The following is an 18,791-nucleotide window of genomic DNA, read 5'->3' as shown; positions in this document are numbered from 1 at the left end:
AGGCATGCTGAAATCCCGTTCGAGCCTCTATTTGGGGACCACTATCAAATGTGGCAATACGTGGAGCACAGGCAGCATCGTCCATGGTTCTACGTGACGGTTCGCGAAGCCAGCGATGGTGTGTCCTGGGACACGATGCTCTTGATCCCGAACGAGGATGCTTTTGAGTCACTTCTTGGGGAGCAGTCTCCAGATCTGCAGATTGCGTCGGTCGCATTGGTTGTACCTGCGCGCTTGAACGGGACGGACAGCTGGAGCATGGAGCCGCTAACCGAGCTGGTGAAAGTTCACGATCAAGCAAAGCAGGTGTTTGGCTATGAGTTCAAAACCGGCACGGGGAGGTGTTACGTGGAGAGTCGCCACGAAGGGGCGGTAGGGGGAACTAAGGCGAGAATATATTGTTCGGCAGCGCCTAGCGCGGTCGCTGAATCTTGAAGCAGCCCATGCTTAGGCATGACACAGGGTCCCGTCATGATTCTGACTGATCTCTTGAACTGCACGATTCGGATTGTTCTCGGCGCCGGAGAGTTGTTAGCAGCGGAATGTGAGCTTGCATCGGGTCCACGTGGATATGGGGACAAGGCGGAGGTCGACGTAGAGATTGAAGCCCTGCTGAGAGAAGAGCTTCTGGCTGCTCTGGACTGCGATTTTTGGGGGGAGGAAACGGGCTCAACATTGACTGGTGCTGAGTATTGTTGGGTAGTTGATCCTAACGACGGCACCCGGGATTTCCTTCGGGGCTTCAGAGGGACAGCGCTCTCTGTCGGCCTATTGAGGGGGGCAGAGCCTGTCCTCGGCGTGGTTCATGCGCCGGTCACGAACGGGAGAGGACCAGACTGTATCGCTTGGTGCGAGGGGCTGGCCGGCATCAGTAGAAATGGACAGATTTTGAAAAGCTCGATTAGTACACTCCAGCTAGGAGCGGACAGCAACGTGCTGGTAAGTACGGGAGCTTTGGCGAGGCCAGAGGTCAACGCAGCGCTTTGCGCTCCTTCTGTGTGCTTACCGATGCCTAGTATTGCCTACCGACTGGCTACGGTCGCCGTTGGAGATGGTGTTGCGGCAGTCTCAGTTGTTCCTGTATCTGCTCATGATGTGGTGGCTGGACACGCAATTCTGCGGGGAGCTGGCGGCGTCCTGATCAATCAATCTGGCGAACCTATTACCTATGACTCTGTTGCGAAGCTCTCAAAGGTTTCGAGTCGATGTTTCGGTGGAGCGCCGCAGGCATGCACTGTCCTAGTAGATAGAGATTGGAGTCAGGTTTTCGCTTAGACGGTGAGATTAGGCATCGCGGGCGCGTAGCTGATAACAGCTTCTAGCGAGTTGTAGCTATCGGCCAATAAGTGCCGCACAAATCCCGGCGGGTGCAGATTTCCGGGCGGTTTGCGCCAGATCAGTTGGAGACGCTTTTCAAGCCCCGGGATGGGAAGAGCTACCAGCGCGCCACTGCGAACTTCGTCTTGTACTGCGGAAGCCATCACCAACGACACGCCGAGTCCCGCCCTGACTGCTTGTTTGACTGCCTCGGTGCTGCCTAGCTGCATACCGCTGCGAGGCACGCCCAGCTCGCCAAAGTATTCGGTCAGAAGCCGTCCGGTACCGCTACCCGGTTCACCTCCCAGCATCGGCAGGTCCACCAGACGATCGCGTTCTATGCACCCTGCTTCAGCCAGCGGATGGTCGGGGCTGACGATAAGTACCAGCGGCTCGACCCGCCAGAGGCGGTGTTCGAAGTCGGGGTGAGGTAGCCACCATTCCATGATCGCGGCGTCGAGCTGGCCCGCCAGTAGCTGGTCGGCCACATCCGGGTTGGCGGCGATGCGCAGATCCACCTCGCCCCTCTCATTTGCGGTCGTCAGATAGCTGCGCACGAATGGCTGGAGAAGGTAGGTGCCGATGTTGGAGCTGGCCCCGACGCGCTCACTATTTCCATGCAGGGCTTCTAGCGCCCGGGCGTGCATGTCGAGCAAGGCGGTCGCATGCGGCATGAAGGCCAGCGCACGTGTGGTAGGCTGGCAGCCTCTACGACTGCGCTGCACCAGCGTTACGCCGACCTGCTCTTCAAGCTTCTGCAAGTGCTGCGACACCGTCGGCTGGGCCAGCCCCAACGCCCTCGCCGCGCTCTGAAAACTGCCTGTTTGAACGATCGCTACCAGGCTCTTCAGCCAGACCGGATTCAACATGCGGCAGGCTCGGCCTGGGGCAGACGGTTCGCAGCGTTGATTGGGCGCGCACCTGCCAACGCCTGGATGATGCTCTGCGCTGCACAACGTTCAATCTCCAGGCGCACCGCGCGCACTGCCGACCCTATGTGCGGAGTGAAGAGCGTATTCGGATGCGCGAGCAGCGCAGGATCGATCAGCCGCGGCCGGTCCGCGCGAGCCCAGTCTTCCATTTCGAATACATCCGCCGCATACCCGCCGAGCTGGCCTCGCTCAAGCGCCGCGAGCACGGCGGCTTCATCCACTACCGAACCACGACAGGGGTTTACAAGCAGAGCGCCCGGCCGTACGAGGGCAAGCAGCTCGGCGTTGACCAGATGCTCAGTATCGGCATTCAAGGGAAGCGCCAGCAGGATGAAGTCCGAGCTGGCGAAGAGTTCGCTGCACGCCACCTGGCGCAGGCCGAGCCGTTGCTCGGTTTGTGTATCCAGAGCCTTCGCCTCGTGGTACTGCAGGGTCGCGCCCCATCCCTGCAAGCGCTCAGCCATGGCCTGTCCGATGGCGCCCATGCCAAGGATGCCGACCGTCGCGTTATCCAGCCCCGTGCCGTAGAACTGTGGTTGCCAGCCCTGGAACTCGCCAGAGCGGACGAACGCATCTGCTGCGCGCAGATGCCGCCCCAGCCCCACCGCCAGTCCGATCGCCAGCTCGGCAGTCGGGACCGTCAACAGATCAGGCACGAAGGTCAACCAGACCCCGCGGGCAGTACAGGCGTCCACATCGAAATTGTCGAAGCCCTTGAGCGCGCAGCCGACCACACGCAGCTCGGGGCAGGCTTGGAGAAATTCTGCATCGACCCGATCGGGCATGAACGCCATCATCGCCTGAGCATCGCGGCAGCGGCGCAGAATTTCCTCGCGCGTCAGCGTGCTGTCGCTCTGGTTGGTCATCAGCTCGCAATGTGGCGCCAGCAGTTGCAGGATCTCATCGTGTACTCGGTGAGTTATAACGAGTTTCGGCAGCATGGTTTGTCCTATTTGAAACGTTTGCGCAGCACGCCACTGAAGGCGTCTACTAGCGTGACCATGGCCAGGATGACCAGCAGGATTGCTGCAACCTCCTGGTACTGCATGATGCGCAGCGAGCCCATGAGTTCGAAGCCGATACCGCCGGCGCCAACCATGCCCATCACGGTGGAGGCGCGAAAGTTGTATTCCCAGCGGTAGATCGCCACGTCGGCGAACTGCGGAGTCACCTGTGGCAAAACCGCGTGCAGCAGCACTTGCATCGGCGTAGCCCCCGCCGCCCGAGCGGCTTCCACCGGCGCTTCGTCGACGTGCTCGATGGCCTCGGCGAAGAACTTGCCGACCATGCCGATCGAATGCAGACCCAGGGCAAGCACGCCCGGCAAGGCGCCGAACCCTACGGCTGCAACGAAGATGATGCCCATGATCAGCTCCGGCACCGACCGCAGGGCATTGAGCAGCACCCGGGCAACACCGAACACAAGGGGGTGCGGCGCCGTATTGCGCGCTGCAACGAAGGCCACCACCAGCGAGAACACCACTGCGATGGCCGTGCCGGCGATGCTCATCGCCAGCGTGTCGATCAACGGGCGAATCCAGCTTCGATAGCCCGAAAAGTCTGGCGGCATGGCCTCGCCTGCCAGGGTCGCGATGGAGGGCAGCCCGTTCAGCAGCGTGGTGGCATCGAGCAGCCCCACGTACCAGCAGGCCAACAGCACCACTCCGAGTACAATTGCCACCTGCCCCAGCTGGCGCCACCAACCGAGGCCGAAGCCTCGAAGGATGTGCTCGCGTTGCTCTGCAGGCAGCGCCTGCACGTCATGATGAGTAGACATATCGGTGCTCACATCGTGGCGAAGTCGAGGCCGAGCAGCGATCCCATGTTGCGAATCACATCGTAGTCGGCGTCGGTGATTGGCGCGAAGGCCTCGGCTTTGAAGTTGCGCAGCACTTCGGGATCGTCGATACCGACGAATACATCCCGCACCTTGGTTTTCAGCTCGGGGCTCAGGTTCGAGCGCATCGCCCAGGGGTATTGGGGATATTCGCCGCTGTAACCAAGTACTTTCACCTTGCTCGGATCGATTAGGCCACGTTCGGCTACTTGATTGAAAATTACCTCCGACAGCCCACCCGCATCGGCGTTTCCGTTCGCCACGTTGACGGCAACGGCGTCATGCGTGCCCACAAAATGTTGTTCGTAGTCCTGCCCACCCGTCAGCTCGGCCGTCTCAAGAAGCACGGTTTTGGGAATCAGATGGCTGGACGTCGATGCCCGGTCACCATAGGCCATCTTCTTGCCCTTAAGGTCGGCATACTCATTCACGCCTGACGCCACATTGGCGATAATCACTGAGCGATAGGTCGGCTTGCCGTCGATGACCATGGCAGCGAAGGGCTCGATGTCGCTTTTGCTTTTGGCCATGACGTAGGACAGCGGACCGAAATACGCCAGGTCGATACGGCCAAAGCGCATCGCCTCAATCATCGAGGAATAGTCGGTGGTTACGATCAGCTGCACCTTCTTGTCCAGATGCTCTTCCAGATAATCCTTCAGCGGCTGGTTTCGCTTGATCAACTCCGAGGCGTTTTCGTCCGGCAGCAGCGCAACCTTTAGCACATCCGGATCGGCATCGGCCGCTACGGCGGACAGACTTGAAACAGCGGACAGCAAACAGGTCAATAAGAGAGCGGATAAGCGTTTCATCGGGACATCTCCAGTGAAGGTGCGAGCATGACAGGGGTTTCAGCCGGAGCAGTTGCTGGCTGAGTCGTAGAGCGGCCTGCATAGATGCGCTCAAGCTGCGCATCGGTGAGTTCCGAGGGCGCGGCATCGAAAACGATCTGAGAATCGGCCAGCCCGACGACGCGATCGGCGAAGCGGCGGGCATATTCGAGTTGATGCAGCGAAACGATGGCGGTGATGCCGTCTTCCTTGCAGATGTCGCGCAGCAGTCCGAGAACACGGACCGAAGTGGCCGGGTCGAGACTGGCTACCGGCTCATCGGCAAGAATGATCGCGGGCTGTTGCGCTAGCGCACGCGCGATGCCTACCCGCTGCTGCTGGCCACCGGACAGTTTGTCCACCCGGCTTAGCGCCTTGTCTGCCAGACCGACCCGAGCGAGGCAACTGAGCGCAATCTCCTGATCGGCACGCGGCAGAGGAAACAGCGAGCGGAGCGTGTTGTGAAAGGCCAGCCGACCGGTAAGCACATTAGCCAGTGCACTTTGACGTTCGATTAGCTGGTGGTGCTGAAAGATCATGGCGGTACGCCGACGATGCTGACGCAAGGCCGAGCCGCTGCCGAGCTCACCGAGCTCGCTGGTGACACTGCCGCGAGTGGGCGTGACGAGTCGATTGAGGCTACGGAGCAAGGTCGACTTGCCTGCGCCCGAGAGACCAAGCAGCACGGTGAACTCACCACGCCGAAATGCAATCGAGGTATCGCGTAGGGCTGTCACGCCGCCTGGGTAGACGACGCTCAACCGGTCGACCCGCAGCACGGCGTCCTGTATCGGATGGGGCGTCATTTGATCACCTTTCGCAATATTGCTGGCCGCACAATTGCGGTTCGCGATGCAAAGGGTAGAAATTCCTTGTTAACGCACTGCTTCTAAATGATGACATTTCGATGAATGCTTCGAATCTGCCGTAGCGGGGCGGCAAGCGAAGCCGTGGAAGAACGGGCGCAACGTAGCGTCTTTCTTCACGCGGGATACAGGAGGCTTTGATTGATACTGCTGCGGATTCGCTACAGTAACGTTGGGCCAGAACGTAATGCCATCCAAGCAAGAGAGCGCACACTAGCGGCCAGAAGCAGTCATACCCCAAGAGCTGTTTCGGCCCCAAGATGGCGGATCTATAGATGCGTACCTACCGCTGCGCGAAAGCCAACCTCCGTGAGGACTTGGCTTGCGCCCAGCTTACATTTAAATCAAGGCCCGGAAAGATATCTGCATTATTGAATGCGCTGTTTCCAGCTCCCTGCTTGCGCAGTGACGCCATCTTCAGTCGGCACGAGCGTCCAGATCTTGGCCTCAATTCCGTCGTTTTGCAGCTTGCGCATGAAGTAACGAGCCTGCAGAGCATCATGGGTAGCGATAACGACCTGGAAACCATGATCAACGATGTAGTCACGCAGCAAATCGAAAACCGCAGAGGCATGTACCAGGTCGTGATGCTGAGTCGGGTCATCCAATAACAGTGCTTTCCAAGGAGACCACTGATGACTCATCGCCATTGAGAGCAGGAAGGTCAGTTGAAGATCCGTCAACTGTGCCTCACTCGCGATATCAGGTACCGGTACCGCTTTATTGCCAAGCGGTACAGAAACGCCGGCACGATCCTTGTTATACGAGTTGAAGAATTTCAGGCTTGCCTCGTGGAACCTGGACTCTCGCACGACACGCTTTAGCAGCGCCTGCCAGCGGGGTACCACCTTGCCGACATGCTTCTGAACATTCTCAATTTCTTTCTTGAGTGAGCCGTCCAGCAAATCCATCGCGTCCGAGATCAAGGACAACTGCAAGAAGCTGGAGCGTGCCGCGTTGATGCTGTCATTGAGGTACGCTTCGAAGGCCTCTTCTGATCGGTCAAGACGCTGAGCATCAATCAACCGCTGAGCCAGTTGTGAATCGTTCAGCTTGGCCCAAGCAGAGATCTCCACCCCAATGCCTTCGAGTGCTGAAACATACCCCTCCAGGAGGGTCAACGTAGCGCGCAGTGTCGCTTCACGGGCCTGCGCAGCTTCCGCAAGTGGGTCGCCGGTCAAATCCTGCTCTTGCCAGCTCGCGCGGATTTGAAGAAGGAGCGTTTGAACCCTTCGGATTTCTTCCTCGATCTCCTTGACTGCGGTTAATGACTCAACCAACTGATGCTGCTGGGTGTCTAGGGCGGATTGCACAGTCTCAACCTTCCCGTTCAGATCGCTGATCTGCTGTTCCAGCTGCGCTTTTTCTGCAGTGAGTTGCTCAAGCGTACGAGCCAGCGGTTCTCCAGAGGTGAGCGCGGCCAGTGCGGCAACTGCTTGATCCAGCCGCGTAGACGCTTCGCTCTGTTGAACTCGGGCCAAGTCGAGCATCTGCTGTGCCGAGTTGAAGGCCCCCTCGGTTTGTTCAAAGGCTTCAGGGGAAGGGAGAGCGTCCAAAGCCGCTCGCTGATCAGTCAAACGCTTTTTGGCAGGAGCAATACTATCGAGTTGCTGCCTGAGCGACTCCCTTGCCAATGGGAGCGAGTCACTAGCCAAAATCGGATCGGTACGAAACTGCGCAACTCGTCTTCCCAGATCCTGGCGGCTGGACTCCAAAGCACCCAGCTCCATTCGGCTGAAGTCTAGTGCTTGCTGCGCTTTCTCAACCGCGACCTCACTGGCCGTCAACGCTTCCACAGCAGCTCGCAATCGCTGCTCAGCTGCAGTCAAACTCGGATTGATCGCTTCAAGGGCTTGAGCCACACGGGACTGAAGCTTGGTTGCACCATGCGGCTCCAGGCAAAGCGGGCATTGATCTTGGTCAGCGGGAAGATGTTGCGCTATGGATGCAACGGCCTGACGGATTGCGTCGGCGGAAGAACTGAGCATCTCATAAAATGATCGGGCAGTGGCCTCCGCAGCTTTACACGTCTCATACGAGGAACGTTCGGCATCCCGATCGATGCTCTGTTTATCGATGAGCACTCCGAGATCCGTGATTTGCTGAACAACCTCGCTGATTTGCTGCTCAGTGGCCTGCCAGTCGGCAAGCATTAGACGGCTCGCCTCCAAGCGCTGCTCAGTCTGGTTGATGCCATGAAGCTGGGCGTCAATCTGAGCATGCTGGTTGCGAACCCGTTGGTTGCGCTCATGCTGCTCGCGAAGTACACGAGAATTTTCTTCAGCCTCGCGTAGGGCAGCAATCGCTGACGTCAACGCGTCATTTCGGTGAGCGATCTCCTGTTTTGCAGTGGTTTCTCCAATCAGACGCTCAAGTTGCTGCCCGATGCTGGTAAGTTCTTGCTGTGCAGAGTGGATACTGGCCTGATGCTCCTGCAAGGCGGCATTGCCGTCAGCCCTCGTGTTCGCGTGTTTATCGAGTGTCTGACTAGCTGCCGCGAGGTCTTCATTGAGCTTTTCGAGCTGCTCCTGCGCCGCAACAAAGCTTTCAACAAGATCGTTTACCAAGGCAAGGCTTGAAATATGCGCCCGAGTCCGTTCGACCTTCCCTTGCAAGATCTCGGTCAGTGCGGAGTGTGCAATCGTCAGCCCCTCCTGGCTTGCAGGCCCGGTCAATAAGCCAGGTGGAATCTGGCTCAGGCTTTGCGTCTGGTTTGCAGCGTCAGAGAGAGCGTCGGCAATTCGATCGAGCGGTCGTAATGCACCTACTGCACCGGCAGCAGCTATGTCACGCTCCTGAAGTAGGCGAGTCCACTCGCTCAAATCAGTCTCATGCCCAATCAACACTTCTTCCGCACGGGCTTTTTGCTCCGTCAGCGACCGTCGAACGGCAGCGAGGTTGGCGCGAGCTTTAGAACCGTCGCGACCAATCGGCAGCTTCGCCAACTGGGTTCCGGCTTCCTTTTCTTCTGCATTAACGATCCACCCGTTCTCCCTCTGATCCAAGAGGTGAGTTAGACGCAGCAAGAATGGGATGTCATTTGCAGACACATTAGGGAAGACGCTGCTCAAGTCTCCGTCCCGGCTGACCTCGCCCGCTGCAGTCACGCGTGATGTCGCAGTTAACTCAGAAAAACTCAGACTGACTGTCGCTGCCGCCTGATCATCACGAATGATGTGGGCAAGGTCGTCACGGAGACGCGCGATTTTCCCGGTTAGGCCAAACTCGATCGCCTCAAATACCGTTGTTTTGCCAGTACCATTGGGCGCGAGCAAAATAGTCGCTCCGGGACTCAGCTCGATGGTGACTTCCGACCCGAATTTGCGCAGGTTCGACAGGGTGATTGAATTCAACTTGCTCACGACTGAACCTCGCTTTCACCCAGCGAGTCGGTAAGAACACGCACCACATCCGCTCCGTTTTGGTTGGTCAGAAACTGCGTTTTCCAAGCAGCGATGTGTGGAGCAGACCAAGGGTATGCATTGGACAGCGTGTTCAGCGCCGACACCAATGGATCGCTCAGCGTCTCGACATCGCCAGCGGGATCCAAGGCCGCCAAGAATGTCCGGTTAAGAAAATCACCAGCTGCTTCAGATTCGCGCACAACAACCTTGCGGCAAAATCTGTCATCCGTCTCAATCCGTGCAGCGTCATCCTTGGCGATACCGCTGATCATCAGAAACATATAGAGGTCTGCAGTCTCAGGTTCGGGCAGCACATCCCGGACATCGGCTGCCCACTGGTTGGCTGCCTGAAGGGCCGTCAGTGGAAGCTCGATGAGCAGAACCGTCCGCCAGCCCGCCCGTTCGATGTGGGAGCGCTTGAGTCGAAGAACATGCGAGTCGTAGTCGACCTCAGGCAGCATTAGCTCCGTTACGTCCCGGGGACACACGTCATACCGACCCTCTACACGCTGAATGATTGCGCCAGCCACTTCCTGCAGTGTCAGCATGATTAGTGTCCTTCCCTATAAGCTTCGATTGCTGCTTCACGCGCGTCGCGCCAAGCATCCCAATGACGTTGGAATTGCTGCTTTAGCTGGGCGAGTGTCCCGTTACGCAAGTGCTTGAGCACCCCAAATCGTGTCACCAGCAATCTGGGCTGGCGCTCAGCCGCCATGCTGTTACTGGTCTCAAAATCATCAGCCATACCGGACTCGAGTAGGCTCGTGGGAGACCCTTCGACTCCCGCGAGAATGACTACCGACGCTGGCGAAGGCCCCAAAATGGCCATCAGGTCATCGGCAACAGGCCTGGCGCCACTGTGATCGCCTGAAGCGCCTGACCAGTTCTGCAATGCAATGCTGAGAACATCCCCAACGTCAGGGATTTCGCGCCAATTGCCATCGTCGTTACCGATTGCGACGCAAACCAGAAGCAGCATCAGAATGGCGGTTTCCAGCAGGTCTGCAGTACGAGGCCCGACGCGCAGCGCGTGTTTCCCGTCTAAGCCTTCTGTTTTGGGGTACATGAGTTGTTCTAACAGTGACTCACGCGCAGCGGCGTCGGCTGTTAGCTCAGCGGCCCAAGAGCGCCACTTCGGTTCCAATGCTGCCAGTAATGGCATGTCGGATACCGAGTTCAACCTGGCCGTGATGCGGGCTTGTAGCTGCTCCCACACAAGATTGTTCATTGCCCGGTGAAGTGCTGAAGATTCATCTCGCGCCTCCAGGATCGACGAGATTTCGCGACCCGACGCGCAGGACAGCGCCTCTGAATTGTCTATCCAAGGAAGCTCATCAAGATCACTCTCGCTGATCCCAAGCGTTCTACCCAACTCGTTCCCAGCGCCTTGGCGCCAAAGCGGCTCACCCAGAAGCAGGCAATGGCTCCCGCTCTTCAAGTGCAGGGCCAGCCGAAGGATGGCCGAGTGGAGGGCCACGGTATTTGGCGTAGGCGGGCAATAGGTAGCGTGCAACCGCAGCCTTCTGTTGTTACCGCCCGCTGTCCAGTGGTGACCGACAACTTCCGTGGCAGCATGGGCCGCTGGCAAGCTCGTCGTACCATTCAAGCTGTGGGTACCGGCGACCATCCAACTGGATCCAGCCTGCGGCCTCATGAGGTATTGCGTCCAAGTCACAGCATCTGACCGGCGTGCGTCTTTGAGATGGTTAGCCATCGCATGACAGCTGATGGCGTTAACATCCGTGGTACTTGTAGAAATGTACCCCACTAGCTTCTCAAGGGTTGCCCGCTGGACTTGCCCCTACAAAACCGGACACCAACTCCCCGTTAAATTGATGCTGCTGCCAAGCGCCTGAACTCCCTCGGCGAGCGGTATTTCAAAGCGCTGTGCGGATGCTGCTCGTTGTAATGCTCGAAGGCAATTGCCAGGTTGCGCAGCGCCGTTTCTCGATCCGGTTTGGGCATGTGCGCCACGTAGTCACGCTTGATCGTCTTCACGAAGCTCTCAGCCATGCCGTTGCTTTGCGGGCTGCGAACTGGGGTGGTCACCGGCTGCAAGCCGATCTGTCGAGCAAACAGGCGTGTCTGTTCGGCGGTGTACGCCGAGCCGTTGTCGCTTAGCCATTGCACCGGCGTGGCGGGCAGTTGATCACCAAAGCGCTTCTCCACGCTTTCCAGCATCAAATCGCGGATATCATCGCCGCTGTACCCGGTCGGGCTCGCGACCCAGCCGATGGCTTCGCGATCACAGCAATCCAGGGCGAAGGTCACGCTCAGTTTGGCGCCGTCCTCGCAACGGAACTCAAAGCCGTCCGAGCACCAACGCGTATCGCTGGCTTCCACCGCAATACGGCCTTCGTGCCGACGCGGCACACCGGGCTGTTTGATGCGGCGCTCAAGCAGCAAGTTGTGATCACGCATGACCCGGTAAACCCGCTTCACATTGATCGCCGGTAGCGACTGGGTTTCACGGGCGCGACGCAGCAATCCCCAGACGCGGCGGTAGCCGTAGCTGGGAAGTTCGCTGACCTGTTGCTGGATTTCAACTACCAGATCAGCATCGTTCACAGGCCTGCTCCGCCGTACTTTGGGGGATGCCGATTGCTTGATTCGAACCGTTAATTGCGAGCGCGCCACACCGAGACATTCGCTGACCAGCTTCACTGGTCGTCCCCCGGCAACAAGGGTGAGTGCGCAATCCATTTTCGCGACCGGGCGATCTCCACGGCCTCTTTGAGGATTTCTGCTTCCATCGTTTTCTTGCCCAGCATCCGTTGCAGTTCACGGATCTGCTTGAGCGCATCGCTCAGCTCGGAGGCAGGTACCACGGCTTCGCCAGCACTGACCGCCGACAAACTGCCGTCTTGGTAAAGCTTGCGCCACAGGAATAGTTGGTTGGCATTGATGCCGTTACGCCGAGCCACCAACGAAACGCTCTGCCCGGGCTCAAGGCTCTCTCGAACCATGGTCAGCTTTTGCTCAGGGCTCCAGCGGCGCCGCCGCTCCCGACCCAAAAGCTCCCCACTCTTATCGTTGCTATTAGTCATAAACATAACCGTTTGCCTATCCCTTATCGTAAGGGGGAAACGGTGTCCTGTCTTTCAGGGGGCTCGTTCACCCGCGAATCATTAAAGTGCCGTCCTAACGACTCGCACGCACGCTCTTCAAGGTTCTCTTCGCTCCCTACGGCATGGATCGTAAGTGTCCGCATGGTTTGTCGAACATGATCCCAGTCGGTAAAGCCACACCAGGTCGTCAACCATTTATAGACGTTTTGCGTTGGGGTATCGGGGCGGCTAGATAGGGCAGCCAGATCAAGACCGTCCTGCTTGCAGAGTCGACAAAACTCGTGCAGGTGATTGGCGGTGATGGAGTCACTTGGCTTGCCCTTGATGACAACTTCCAGGCCGAGCAGGATGAGTGAAAAAGCGCGGACTGGCGGCTGCTTGGACTGGGGTGTGAGACTCCAGGCAGACAAGCTCTTCATGGCCTTATCGAGCTCAGAGTCGATGGCGCTATCGGACGGGACAACTGGCGTTGCACTTGCTGCTGCCTTGTTGCCGGCCTTGGGTTTATAGGACTTTATGTAGTCGGCTTTATCGATGTGCTTATCGCTGAAGGGGGTCGTCTGCCGCTTGATCTGGAAGTGCTCATAATGCTCATCCGCATGGTAGATGACCACGTCATCCCATTCGCCGATACCACCTTGTTCGGCACCGATCAGCAACGGTGCAGGGCGCCCATCCAGGTAGTTGTCCACCATGTCCGACAAACGTTGAGCTATTACCAGCTTCTCGTAGCGGCCTTTTTGCTCAAGCCGGAACCTTCGGATCATTCTGAATCCCTTCAAACATTTCGGCACCCAAGGCACCAGTGGCAGGTGTCCACATACTAGCGAGACGGTTTGGCCGAAGAAACAGGGCTCCCGCCGTCTCCCCGTATTCAGTGGCAGCTGGCTTTAGAGTCCAGCCGGCGAGCAGTCTGTAAGAAAGCTGCTGGTTCAGGCTTGTTACGACAGGCTGCTTTTGGCCGGTGGCGGACGCTAGTGACACGCAGCTATCGGCCAATTGCGAGCAGTCAAGAACTAGCTTGGCTGGTCGGACTGGTGAGGCATGCAGGCTATTTTCTGGGCTTGAGCTTTTTCTTTGGCTCATGGACTGTAGGGAGCGGGGTCATGAGTCTCTCTCGTGAAAGTCCTGCTATAGATGCGTTATAGATAAGTCGGTTGGCGAGTTCAGCCATTGTGGAAAGTTGTGCCTTCAGAGCGTCATTCTCAGCTTGAAGTCGGGAAATTTTTTTCATCGCATCTAGTGTGCTTCTTGGTTTCGACATCCCATCGAGTTTTGTTTCGACGGACTTGAGTTGACCTTTCTTTGCTTTGTAGGCGCTTTTAATCAGCAGTTTTTTATTGAGTGCTTGACGAGTTGGTGGGGCTCCCCAGCCTAAAATTTCTTGAGCACCAAGGCAGATGCTGTTCCAGTTCAGTGAATGATCAGTCGGCCAGTTTCTAACAAGTTGCGCGATCTGCCTTTCATTCTTGTCAGAGATGATCTTAGGCATTGTCGGTGCTCCGGAGAAGTTCTAGGCAAGCTAGAAGGTCATCGCCATAAGTTATTCCAAGCATTTGTTTGTCAGGCAGCCTGATCGCGGCTGCTTCGGCTTTTTCGGAAACAATTGTCTGTTCATGGCTGAAGTCCCTGCCCTCTATTTCGATGGGACTCCCATCCGGGATCGATATATCATTCAAAATTGAAAGCAAATTAGTGATTTGCTTAATTTGTGCGGCCGTAACAAGCGTCCAGCGCGACGCCGACCTTTCTCCATCTGATATCGCCTGCTGTGCGGCATCGTACGTCTGTCTAAGGCTATCTAGATCATGTTGAATCGTATCAGTGGCCAGCCTATCTCCTTTACACATCAATAGCTCAGAGCAATTAAGACAGTCTGCGAATTTGTTGCAAGGGCCAGCTCGCCAGCTACGACGACAAATACCGTAGCGGCTGCGATGGAATGGACCATGGCCATATTTTTCTGCATGTTCTTCAGTAACCGGTTGAAGTGGCTCATTTTTCTGGACCGTACCTAGTATGTCTGCTCCTTTGGCGACGAACGTGAGCGGGTCATCATTCAAATATGTGCGCGTCTGCCGACTGGTGGCGCGACTGCTCCACTCCGTGATCAGATCCAATGAAATGCCGCTGCTGCGAGCGAGTCTATTAATTAGGTGGCGAATGCTGTGTGACTTTAACTTAAATGCCTTGTATCCGTGATAGGCGAAAAAGTTAATGGACTCGGCCGCGGCGTTTCCAGTGTCCAGGCGCTTCCCATAAAAACTAGGATCAAATGGCGCTAACAGAACGGGACTTGCAGTGCTCCGCAAGCGCAATTGGTTGCGACGAAGGCATAGCAGTGACTCAGACATTTTCAATGGAGGATTGGTAGATCCCTGGTGTGGCTCCTGGTAGGGGAAATATGGGTTGGTGGCTTTGTGCTCTATTAGTATAAGTTTCCAAAGCGAGTCTAGAGTAAATCCGGACAATGACCAACTACCGGTTAGTCTATGGATAAGGGATTGGCAGCAGGTTCGATCGGTAAAACCTAGAGCCTGCATTACTTGCTTTACCGAGAGTGGCTCGTTGTCTTGAACATTAGGGCAATTGGCGTGGCGGTAGAATCTCGATGGGTTGGTTTCCATGTAACGGGCCAAGGAGCGGCCTTCGTCAGTGATTTTTACTAGCCGATTTATTGCGTCTGTAGTGATATTTATTAGTGTTTTCGGAATTGGTTTGCGTGCAAACTCTTTGGTCTTTGGGACCCAGTAGACTAAATAGTATTGAATCTCCCCGTTTTTGTCGTGATCGTCTCGCAAGCAATCAATGCGAAAGCGCAGGGTCTCACCTATACGCATGGGTGCACTTAGTAGTAAAGCGGTAATGCAAGTGACCATAACGTCATTATCAATCTGCACTTCATAGGCGCCACGTGAGAATACCTCTGCAATCGCAAGTAGCGCATCCTGATCAGGAGCTTTCTGAGCCTTTACTTCAGCAGGTGCTTGAGAACCATTTAAGTAATCGTAACTGCGCGCACCTAGGTAAGGGTGCCTCCAAAAACGCGGGTCGACCTGTATTATGAAGAGATCTGATAACGATTTTAGAATGGAAAGCACTATGTTGCAGAGCGATTGCCGTATAGTGCTTGACTCCAAAGTGCAGACGATTATTTCCCAATGCCGCTGGTCAAATTTAGTGATGTCGGGTGTTGCCATGTTTTGGCGCAACGAAAATTCGATCAGTCGTAATGCAGCGATGTCTCTGCTTATTCCCTTGGTTGGGTGCAGGGTGTGTTTGTATCGGAGAAATGCCTTGGCGAATTCGATAAAGGATGGATGCATCAAATGGATTGGCTGGCTTCGGGACTTGGGTGGTAGGTCTTTATTTTCAAAGTTTATAAAACGGATGCCCGTGTGCGTTGTTTGCCACCTATCAGCTGTCCAAGTAAAGCCGCGCAGGTCGGACCAAAGCGTTAATTCGTTATGAGCAAAATTGATGAAGTCGTCTAGGTTCTGATTGGCTGATATTTCGTGCTTTGGAATAAATTGGATAATCTGGGTCATTGAGTTAGCCCCAGTTCGACAATTCGGTTGTTGCAGCGGGTAATGCAATTTTTTACTGCAAGAATGTCGGCAGAGAGATCAATGGGAATAAGTAGATTTCGCTGCCCGCCAATTCTTAACGCTTGATTCTCCTCAGACTGCCTCTGTAGCAGAGCATCTAGTACTTCATGGTGTGGCGCATGTACGAGAGGTTCGAAATGCTTGCAGCGGTAGCAGGGTATAGGAACCGAGGTCGTAGCGCAGAAGCTGTGCTTGCCACAGCGTCCGACGCTAAGTAGCTCTCCAGGGCGTGAGAACTCGAGTTTGCTAGTCGGATCGGTGGCTCTTGTGGCCTGCTCATCTGAATCGATCAAAGCTCCAGCAAAAGCCATTGCTAGCGGTGCCAAGGCCGGACCCATGGCCTCGTCTATGACACGGGCCTGTTCCGCTGGGTCGTTATAATAGGCTTCGAGTGCTCTTTCTGTTGTGTGGCCCAGCCAGTGCGAAAGCAAATTTTTTGGTACGCCCTTTCGCGCAAGTTGACGTGCTCGTGTATGACGCATTCGGGTCGCATTAATAATCATTACCCGACTGGTGCGGGGGCTGATTGGTGCCTTCGGGCATTTAGAGTACTGACCCTTAGCTGCGCCATATGCGCAGGACGGGGTGTTTCTCTTCCATCTTAATATCTCAGTAATTGAATGCCGTTCAAGATGGAAATGAGGAGAGTCTAGGCTGTCAAGAAGCTCTAGTTTGAGGTGGGTTTCAATCAGGCTGCGGGCTTCTTTAATGCGTTCTTCACTGCAGAAGAAAGGTAGTAGATTTAGTTGGTCGTCCGTGAGAGAGAGGCCGAGAGTATGCTCATAAAGTTCTCTGACTTCTTGGCGCTGAATTTGGCAAAGCCCCCATACGTGATCTGCCAGTGGGTGTGGTTCGAATTTGCTGTCTCGAAAGCCAGTCTCGGCTGCTTGGTCTTTGATTCCTGGGAAATCGATGATTCGGCCCGTTAGTCCGATTTCTTTTGATTCATCAAAGCCCCTTATATCGCCAGCTTTTAGTAGCGCGATTTGATTTGGCCTTCGCGCGTATTGCATAGACAAGATTTTAATTAGTGTTACTTGGGTGTCAGAGACTCCTGTGTCGTAGTTGTTCCAAGTGGACATCAACAAGGACTCGTATTCATCCTCGGTTAGCCAGCTCTTCTCAGGGTCGTCTGAGAGCACGTTACGTGGGCCGTTAGGGCGAGCAGCTGTTTCTTGCAGCAAGTGCAATGCGTCTATCTTAATGGCTGAATCGTAACGCTCCTTCCAGTGCAGGAAAAATTCGATGGCGACTCTTTTCGCGCCATGGAATCCCGGTCTGGCAATGGAATGCGCTATCCAGCCTGCGTTGAATTCTTCAGGAGGGTTGGAGTTCAATGCTGCCCTGAAGTTCATGAAGAAAGTCGTGCAGGAGGTGGCTGAATAAGTTCCCTGTTTGCTGAAGGAGATTAGGTGAAGTTTGAAGGAGGTCTTGATTGATGAGAGTAATCGCGACAGGCCATGGGTCATGTCGATCCGTTTTTGACCTGTTCTAACTAAAGTGTCATTATCCCAATAAAACAAATCTCCATGAGGCTCAGGGCGATCCGTGCGTTGTAGATCGATGTCAAGCTCTGTTGAGATGTTTGCATGTGTTGGCGTGCTATTCACTGTAGGCCCCTCGCTGAGTCAGATGCAATGGATAAGCCGACTTCGAGCGATTTTTCTTGCACATGTCGATAGTTGTAGCGGTTTGACATGGCTGAGCCGGGGGCCCAGCCCATTAAATACTCTCTTAATTGTCGTTCTTCTTCAAATGACATGCCGATCGCATCTACTTTCATTGAGAATCGATAGTTCCAATCGTGGCGTAAAAGGTGCGGGTGAATCGGTGTTAGTGCCGGAAAGGATTTTTTGAGGTTAGAAAGTCCGGAGTCGAAAGAACTTTTAGGGAGTGCTTGGCCTAGGGTTCGCCCGGCTCGATGGATTACAAAAATGAAGTCTTCGTCAGAGAAACCGACACCTTCGACTTCAGCTCGCCAGTTGTTGCAGTATTCATCAAGTTGTGCCTCGAGGCTTTCCGATATTGGAAGCGTACGGCCGAGTGTTTTAGCAACTGGCTGGTTCAGTCTTGAATCGAATTCATCATGGTGATTGCGGGTGATCTCTAAGGTGGCACTATCCTCGCCAGTTGCATTGCTAAAGTTTTTTAGCTTGAGGCCTAGTAGCTCGCCGACGCGCATGCCAGTTTCGTAGAGAATACGGAGCATTACGATATTCCGTATCCTGGATCCTAGATCTTGAGTGCGCGTTATGCCTTCGAATGGTTGCTCGAACAGGCTCAATAATTTGCCGCTGGAGGCAGTGGTCAGGCTTTTGGTAACTACACGACGGTTTTGCGAGGATTTTGAACCGCTTTTTCGGATTTTCTTTTTTAAGAGCATATCGCTTTGAGCTTCGATTGATGCTCTTACGTTTACTGTGTTCCAGTCCGTAATAACCTCTTGGGCAAGCCAGCGAAGATACTCTGTTGCATAGGCGACATAGGTGTTGTACTTCGGGCTTCCGATGACTTCGCCTTTTCCTCCGAGCTTGCTGGCTCTTAGATGGTTAGCAAGGTCATCAATCTGGGCACAGGTGAGAAACTTACTTCTATGGAAACAGTTGGCGAGGTCCACCTGTTTGGTAAATTCCCATTCGCAGATGCGCTTGATCACGGCCAGATAGACTTTCTGCGTCTCGTGAGTGGCTGAGCGGAGGAAGCGAGCGACAAAGGCTGTCGGGTAGAATAAAGGGAGGCCTGGCGTCTCTGTGTCGTAAAGCTGGGAAAACCGCTCGCCGGACCTTGTCATGAAGGTTTTGATTGTGTAGGGCATGTTTACATTTTTGCGCAGTTGAGTGGAAGACGATTTTTGGTTTACATCTTTGCGTTGGGCATCGCGAGCAATTTTGAGCTGGATGCCAGTGTTTGTGACTACTTTGGGGCAAGT

The 18,791-nt window shown here is 55.3% G+C and carries 15 protein-coding genes; 1 reads left to right on the top strand and 14 read right to left on the bottom strand.

The window, feature by feature from the left end:
• Window positions 1–453 precede the first annotated feature (453 nt).
• A complete protein-coding gene (locus KCX70_RS12740) occupies window positions 454–1,275 on the top strand; it encodes an inositol monophosphatase family protein (RefSeq protein WP_312486381.1) in 822 nt (273 codons plus the stop codon).
• On the opposite strand, the gene KCX70_RS12735 is transcribed toward KCX70_RS12740, so the two are convergent.
• The 14 genes from KCX70_RS12735 to KCX70_RS12670 form a co-directional block, all read right to left on the bottom strand.
• Entirely contained in the window at window positions 1,272–2,186 is a 915-nt protein-coding gene (locus KCX70_RS12735; RefSeq protein ID WP_003298906.1) for a LysR family transcriptional regulator, read from the bottom strand. The genes KCX70_RS12740 and KCX70_RS12735 overlap by 4 nt on opposite strands.
• Entirely contained in the window at window positions 2,180–3,190 is a 1,011-nt protein-coding gene (gene ptxD / locus KCX70_RS12730; RefSeq protein ID WP_003152798.1) for a phosphonate dehydrogenase PtxD, read from the bottom strand. Before ptxD ends, KCX70_RS12735 begins: the two co-directional genes overlap by 7 nt.
• An 8-nt stretch (window positions 3,191–3,198) precedes the next feature.
• Window positions 3,199–4,026 (bottom strand): phosphonate ABC transporter, permease protein PhnE, encoded by an 828-nt coding sequence (gene phnE / locus KCX70_RS12725; protein WP_003298907.1) that lies wholly within the window; start codon window positions 4,024–4,026, stop codon window positions 3,199–3,201.
• Window positions 4,027–4,034: 8 nt separating this feature from the next.
• On the bottom strand, window positions 4,035–4,898 hold the full coding sequence (gene phnD, locus KCX70_RS12720) for a phosphate/phosphite/phosphonate ABC transporter substrate-binding protein (RefSeq protein ID WP_003117866.1): 864 nt from the start codon (window positions 4,896–4,898) through the stop codon (window positions 4,035–4,037).
• Complete coding sequence (gene phnC, locus KCX70_RS12715; protein ID WP_003117867.1) at window positions 4,895–5,722, bottom strand: phosphonate ABC transporter ATP-binding protein; 828 nt, start codon at window positions 5,720–5,722, stop codon at window positions 4,895–4,897. The genes phnD and phnC overlap by 4 nt, the downstream gene beginning before the upstream one ends.
• A 428-nt stretch (window positions 5,723–6,150) precedes the next feature.
• On the bottom strand, window positions 6,151–9,144 hold the full coding sequence (locus tag KCX70_RS12710; RefSeq protein ID WP_003298909.1) for an AAA family ATPase: 2,994 nt from the start codon (window positions 9,142–9,144) through the stop codon (window positions 6,151–6,153).
• On the bottom strand, window positions 9,141–9,734 hold the full coding sequence (locus KCX70_RS12705; protein ID WP_003298911.1) for an ABC-three component system middle component 1: 594 nt from the start codon (window positions 9,732–9,734) through the stop codon (window positions 9,141–9,143). Before KCX70_RS12705 ends, KCX70_RS12710 begins: the two co-directional genes overlap by 4 nt.
• Window positions 9,735–9,736: 2 nt before the next feature.
• A complete protein-coding gene (locus KCX70_RS12700; protein WP_212617774.1) occupies window positions 9,737–10,813 on the bottom strand; it encodes an ABC-three component system protein in 1,077 nt (358 codons plus the stop codon).
• Window positions 10,814–11,013: 200 nt separating this feature from the next.
• Window positions 11,014–12,233 (bottom strand): IS3 family transposase gene (locus KCX70_RS12695; protein ID WP_392602239.1). Its coding sequence is split into 2 segments (ribosomal slippage): window positions 11,014–11,888 and window positions 11,888–12,233, totalling 1,221 coding nucleotides; the frame shifts between segments, so codons are not numbered across the junction.
• Between the two features lie 23 nt (window positions 12,234–12,256).
• Window positions 12,257–13,021: a hypothetical protein gene (locus KCX70_RS12690; protein ID WP_212617772.1), complete on the bottom strand. Its 765-nt coding sequence runs from the start codon at window positions 13,019–13,021 to the stop codon at window positions 12,257–12,259.
• A gap of 284 nt (window positions 13,022–13,305) precedes the next feature.
• Window positions 13,306–13,746, bottom strand: a complete 441-nt coding sequence (locus KCX70_RS12685) for a hypothetical protein (RefSeq protein ID WP_082041292.1) — start codon at window positions 13,744–13,746, stop codon at window positions 13,306–13,308.
• Window positions 13,739–15,802 carry an integrase gene (locus KCX70_RS12680; RefSeq protein ID WP_036998704.1) on the bottom strand — a complete coding sequence of 688 codons (2,064 nt, stop codon included), beginning with the start codon at window positions 15,800–15,802 and terminating at the stop codon, window positions 13,739–13,741. Before KCX70_RS12680 ends, KCX70_RS12685 begins: the two co-directional genes overlap by 8 nt.
• A complete protein-coding gene (locus tag KCX70_RS12675; protein WP_141396778.1) occupies window positions 15,799–17,472 on the bottom strand; it encodes a site-specific integrase in 1,674 nt (557 codons plus the stop codon). The genes KCX70_RS12680 and KCX70_RS12675 overlap by 4 nt, the downstream gene beginning before the upstream one ends.
• On the bottom strand, window positions 17,469–18,677 hold the full coding sequence (locus KCX70_RS12670; protein WP_003300466.1) for a site-specific integrase: 1,209 nt from the start codon (window positions 18,675–18,677) through the stop codon (window positions 17,469–17,471). The genes KCX70_RS12675 and KCX70_RS12670 overlap by 4 nt, the downstream gene beginning before the upstream one ends.
• Window positions 18,678–18,791 lie beyond the last annotated feature (114 nt).

This window comes from Stutzerimonas stutzeri, assembly GCF_018138085.1.
GTDB lineage: Bacteria > Pseudomonadota > Gammaproteobacteria > Pseudomonadales > Pseudomonadaceae > Stutzerimonas > Stutzerimonas stutzeri_AI.
The sequence above is the reverse complement of the archived record's forward strand: the minus strand, read 5'-3'. Positions and strand labels throughout refer to the sequence as shown.

Coding starts and splice junctions, on each gene's coding strand:
- KCX70_RS12740 (WP_312486381.1), top strand. CDS start 454: ATGACACAGGGTCCCGTCATGATTCTGACTGATCTCTTGAACTGCACG.
- KCX70_RS12735 (WP_003298906.1), bottom strand. CDS start 2,186: ATGTTGAATCCGGTCTGGCTGAAGAGCCTGGTAGCGATCGTTCAAACA.
- ptxD (WP_003152798.1), bottom strand. CDS start 3,190: ATGCTGCCGAAACTCGTTATAACTCACCGAGTACACGATGAGATCCTG.
- phnE (WP_003298907.1), bottom strand. CDS start 4,026: ATGTCTACTCATCATGACGTGCAGGCGCTGCCTGCAGAGCAACGCGAG.
- phnD (WP_003117866.1), bottom strand. CDS start 4,898: ATGAAACGCTTATCCGCTCTCTTATTGACCTGTTTGCTGTCCGCTGTT.
- phnC (WP_003117867.1), bottom strand. CDS start 5,722: ATGACGCCCCATCCGATACAGGACGCCGTGCTGCGGGTCGACCGGTTG.
- KCX70_RS12705 (WP_003298911.1), bottom strand. CDS start 9,734: ATGCTGACACTGCAGGAAGTGGCTGGCGCAATCATTCAGCGTGTAGAG.
- KCX70_RS12700 (WP_212617774.1), bottom strand. CDS start 10,813: ATGGTCGCCGGTACCCACAGCTTGAATGGTACGACGAGCTTGCCAGCG.
- KCX70_RS12690 (WP_212617772.1), bottom strand. CDS start 13,021: ATGATCCGAAGGTTCCGGCTTGAGCAAAAAGGCCGCTACGAGAAGCTG.
- KCX70_RS12685 (WP_082041292.1), bottom strand. CDS start 13,746: ATGCCTAAGATCATCTCTGACAAGAATGAAAGGCAGATCGCGCAACTT.
- KCX70_RS12680 (WP_036998704.1), bottom strand. CDS start 15,802: ATGACCCAGATTATCCAATTTATTCCAAAGCACGAAATATCAGCCAAT.
- KCX70_RS12670 (WP_003300466.1), bottom strand. CDS start 18,677: ATGCCCTACACAATCAAAACCTTCATGACAAGGTCCGGCGAGCGGTTT.